Below are 4,274 nucleotides of genomic sequence, written 5' to 3'. Positions count from 1 at the left end.
CCAGTTCAGAATGTCGTTGTCGATGCCGACACCGCGGCAATCCTGCGGACCCTGCCGTTCCTCGACCATGACTGCCACAGAGCAGTTTTCGCCATCCACGCCGACGGCAACAAACTGCACCTCACGGCCATCCGAGCGACCTGCCCGCCGAACTGCGCCGGGTACACATGGTGGGCATCGGCGGGGCCGGCATGTCCGGCATCGCGCGCATCCTGCTCGACCGCGGCGGGCTGGTCTCCGGCTCGGACGCGAAGGATTCCCGCGGGGTGATCGCGTTGCGCGCCAGGGGCGCCCAGATCCGCATCGGGCACGACCCGTCCGCGCTGGACATGCTGCCCGGGGGGCCCACGGCCGTGGTGACCACGCACGCCGCGATCCCGAAGACCAACCCTGAACTCGTCGAGGCGCACCGGCGCGGCATCCCGGTGATCCTGCGGCCCGCGGTGCTGGCCAAGCTGATGGCCGGTCACGCCACGCTGATGGTCACCGGCACCCACGGCAAGACCACGACCACCTCGATGCTGATCGTGGCGTTGCAGCACTGCGGGTTCGATCCGTCGTTCGCGGTCGGAGGTGATTTCGGCGAAGCCGGCACCAACGCCCATCACGGCAGCGGCTCGAGCTTCGTGGCCGAGGCCGACGAAAGCGACGGCTCCCTGCTCGAGTACAACCCCGACATCGTCGTGGTCACCAATATCGAAGCCGACCACCTCGATTTCTTCGGCAGTCCCGAGGCCTACACCGAGGTGTTCGACCATTTCGTGGCGCGAATCAAACCCGGTGGGACGCTTGTGGTCTGCGCCGACGACACCGGCGCCCGCGCGCTCGCGGACCGGGTGACCGGGCGGGGAGTGCGGGTGCTGCGCTACGGCAGCGCCGGCGGCCTCGACGCGACGCTGGTGGAGTGGGCCCAGCAGGGCACCGGCGCGGTCGCCGAGATCCGGCTGGCCGGCGAGAGCCGCTCGCGCGCGATGCGGTTGTCCGTGCCGGGCCGGCACATGGCGCTCAACGCGCTCGGCGCGCTGCTGGCTGCCCGGGAGGCGGGTGCGGATCTGGAGACCGTGCTCGACGGGCTGGCCGGATTCGAAGGGGTGCGCCGGCGTTTCGAGCTGGTCGGCACCGCCAACGGGGTGCGGGTCTTCGACGACTACGCCCACCACCCGACCGAGGTCCGCGCGACGCTGACCGCATTGCGCGCGGTGGTCGAACAAGCAGGCGAGGGTCGCGCCGTGGTGGTTTTCCAGCCCCACTTGTATTCGCGCACCGAGGCTTTCGCGTCGGAGTTCGGCGCGGCACTGAGCACCGCCGACGAGGTGATCGTGCTCGACGTGTACGCCGCCAGGGAGCAGCCGCTGGCCGGGATCAGCGGAGCCACCGTGGCCGACACGGTGTCGGCGCCGGTGACCTACATTCCCGACTTCTCCGCGGTCGCGGCGCAGGTGGCCGCCGTCGTCAGGCCCGGTGACGTGGTGGTGACGATGGGCGCCGGCGACGTCACGCTGCTGGGGCGCGAGATCCTGGCCGAGGTGGACGCCAGGGCATGACCGAGCCGACCGAGGACGCTCCCGCGACGCCGCCGAACGAGGTTGCCGCCGAGACCCCGGACGCGGCCGAGGATTTCGAGGGCCCGCGGCGGCGGGCCCGGCGCGAACGCGAGGAACGCCGCGCCGCGCAGGCCAGGGCGATCGCGATCGAGCAGGCCCGCCGGGAGGCCAAGCGGCGGGCGATGGGTGCGCCGGAGCCGCAGCCCGACACGCTCGGCCGCGGCACCGTCCGCGGGCTGAAGGTGTTGATGTGGTCCGCGCTCGTCGCGGTGCTGGTGGTCGGGCTGGGCCTGCTGCTGTATTTCACGCCGATCATGTCGGTGCGCAACATCGTGGTCGTCGGGGTGGGTGCGGTCACGCAGGACGAGGTGGTGGGGGCCGCGGCGGTGACGCCGGGGACACCGCTGCTGCAGGTCGACACCGACAGCATCGCCGAACGGGTGGCCGGGATCAGGCGCGTGGCGTCGGCGCGGGTGCAGCGGCAGTACCCGTCCACTCTGCGCGTCACCATCGTCGAGCGGGTGCCGGTGGTGCTCAAGGACTATCCGGACGGCGTGCACCTGTTCGACAAGGACGGCGTCGACTTCGCGGTGGCTCCGCCGCCGCCCGGCATCCCGTATCTGGACACCCAGAACCCGGGGCCCAACGATCCTGCGACCAGGGCGGCGCTGGAGGTGATGACGTCGTTGCGGCCCGACGTGGCCAGTCAGATCGGGCGCGTGTCGGCGCCGTCGGTCGCCGCGATCACGCTCACGCTGGTCGACGGCCGCACAGTCGTGTGGGGGACCACCGACCGCACCGAGGAGAAGGCGCTCAAGCTGGCCGCGCTGCTGACCCAGCCCGGCCAGGTCTACGACGTCTCCAGCCCGGACCTGCCCACCGTCAAATAGTGACGGTCACCGCACTCGCGGATATTTGTCGTGTCGTTTCGGCGCGCCTGCCCGGTGAGCGCGGTGACCACCCTTAACGTTCTGGTTGCGCGGAACAACTTGACATAACTCTAAGCCTCTGGTTGAGGTTGAGGGTTTGCTCCAGCGGTTATCCGCTCAAGGACCAACAAACCAGGCAGGAAGGGCGTTCGATGACCCCCCCGCATAATTACCTCGCTGTGATCAAGGTGGTCGGCATCGGCGGCGGCGGCGTCAACGCCGTCAACCGGATGATCGAACAGGGTCTCAAGGGCGTCGAGTTCATTGCGATCAACACCGATGCGCAGGCGCTGTTGATGAGTGATGCCGACGTCAAACTCGACGTCGGCCGCGATTCGACGCGCGGCCTCGGCGCGGGTGCGGATCCCGAGGTGGGCCGCAAGGCCGCCGAGGACGCCAAGGACGACATCGAGGAGCTGCTGCGCGGCGCCGACATGGTGTTCGTCACCGCGGGTGAAGGCGGCGGCACCGGCACCGGCGGCGCTCCGGTCGTCGCGTCGATCGCGCGCAAGCTCGGTGCCCTGACCGTCGGCGTGGTGACGCGTCCGTTCTCGTTCGAGGGCAAGCGGCGCAGCAACCAGGCCGCGGAAGGCATCGCCGCGCTGCGCGAGAGCTGCGACACGCTGATCGTGATCCCCAACGACCGGCTGCTGCAGATGGGCGACGCCGCCGTGTCGCTGATGGATGCGTTCCGCAGCGCCGACGAGGTGCTCCTCAACGGTGTGCAGGGCATCACCGACCTGATCACCACCCCCGGCCTGATCAACGTGGACTTCGCCGACGTCAAGGGCGTGATGAGCTCCGCGGGCACCGCCCTGATGGGCATCGGCTCGGCGCGCGGCGACGGCCGGGCCCTCAAGGCCGCCGAGATCGCGATCAACTCGCCGCTGCTGGAGGCGTCGATGGAGGGCGCCCAGGGTGTGCTGCTGTCGGTGGCCGGCGGCAGCGATCTGGGCCTGTTCGAGATCAACGAGGCCGCGTCCCTGGTCCAGGAGGCGGCGCATCCCGAGGCCAACATCATCTTCGGCACCGTGATCGACGACTCGCTCGGCGACGAGGTGCGCGTGACGGTGATCGCCGCGGGGTTCGACGCCGCCGGACCGGGACGCAAGCCGGTCACCGGGGAGGCGCAGCCCGCCGCCGGGTCGGCGCAGTCGATCGCGCCGGGCAAGGCAGGCCGGGTCGGCTCGTCGATCTTCGAGCCGGCCGATCCGGCGAGCGTGCCGGCCGGACACACCAACGGCGCGACCGTGCGGATCGGCGGCGGTGATGACGGTATCTCCGACGACGACGTCGACGTGCCGCCGTTCATGCGCCACTGACCGGCCGTAGGGTCGCACTGTGACTGATCGTGCGTCCTCCGGCCGCAGGGTGACATACCGGGTCAGGCGCGTGACCACCACCCGGGCGGGAGGTGTGTCCAAGCCGCCGTTCGCGACCTTCAACCTCGGCGACCACGTCGGCGACGACCCGAAGGCGGTGGCCGCCAACCGGGACCGGCTCGCCGCGACGCTCGGACTGGGCGACGGCATCGTGTGGATGAACCAGGTGCACAGCGCCCACGTCGCCGTGGTGGACCGCGGCGGTGCGACGCTCGACGCCACCGACGGCCTGGTCACCACGACCCCCGGGCTGGCGCTGGCGGTCGTGACCGCCGATTGTGTGCCGGTGCTGATGGCCGACTGCACCGCAGCCGCGTTCGCGGTCGCCTTCGTGGTGACCTCCGCATCGGCGGACAACCTGACGAAATCATCGACGCTGCTCTGGAATTCGGTCCGGAACGGGTCGACCGAGTTGTCGG

At 70.4% G+C, this 4,274-nt stretch carries 4 protein-coding genes; all 4 read left to right on the top strand.

What is annotated here, in order from left to right:
* Nucleotides 1-167: 167 nt before the first annotated feature.
* Nucleotides 168-1,544, top strand: coding sequence for a UDP-N-acetylmuramate--L-alanine ligase (gene murC, locus ASJ79_RS19705; RefSeq protein WP_067958807.1), 1,377 nt, complete (start codon nt 168-170; stop codon nt 1,542-1,544).
* Complete coding sequence (locus ASJ79_RS19700; RefSeq protein WP_067958804.1) at nt 1,541-2,434, top strand: cell division protein FtsQ/DivIB; 894 nt, start codon at nt 1,541-1,543, stop codon at nt 2,432-2,434. Before murC ends, ASJ79_RS19700 begins: the two co-directional genes overlap by 4 nt.
* Nucleotides 2,435-2,625: 191 nt before the next feature.
* Nucleotides 2,626-3,795 carry a cell division protein FtsZ gene (gene ftsZ / locus ASJ79_RS19695; RefSeq protein WP_067958803.1) on the top strand — a complete coding sequence of 390 codons (1,170 nt, stop codon included), beginning with the start codon at nt 2,626-2,628 and terminating at the stop codon, nt 3,793-3,795.
* Between the two features lie 49 nt (nt 3,796-3,844).
* The coding region (locus ASJ79_RS19690) for a polyphenol oxidase family protein (RefSeq protein WP_197420292.1) at nt 3,845-4,274 on the top strand (430 nt) is incomplete at its 3' end.

Origin of the sequence: Mycobacterium sp. NAZ190054 (assembly GCF_001545925.1) — a bacterium.
Taxonomy (GTDB): Bacteria; Actinomycetota; Actinomycetes; order Mycobacteriales; family Mycobacteriaceae; genus Mycobacterium.
The sequence above is the reverse complement of the archived record's forward strand: the minus strand, read 5'-3'. Positions and strand labels throughout refer to the sequence as shown.

Excerpts from the sequence above, each read along its gene's own strand:
- murC (WP_067958807.1), top strand. The coding sequence starts at position 168 with ATGGTGGGCATCGGCGGGGCCGGCATGTCCGGCATCGCGCGCATCCTG.
- ASJ79_RS19700 (WP_067958804.1), top strand. The coding sequence starts at position 1,541 with ATGACCGAGCCGACCGAGGACGCTCCCGCGACGCCGCCGAACGAGGTT.
- ftsZ (WP_067958803.1), top strand. The coding sequence starts at position 2,626 with ATGACCCCCCCGCATAATTACCTCGCTGTGATCAAGGTGGTCGGCATC.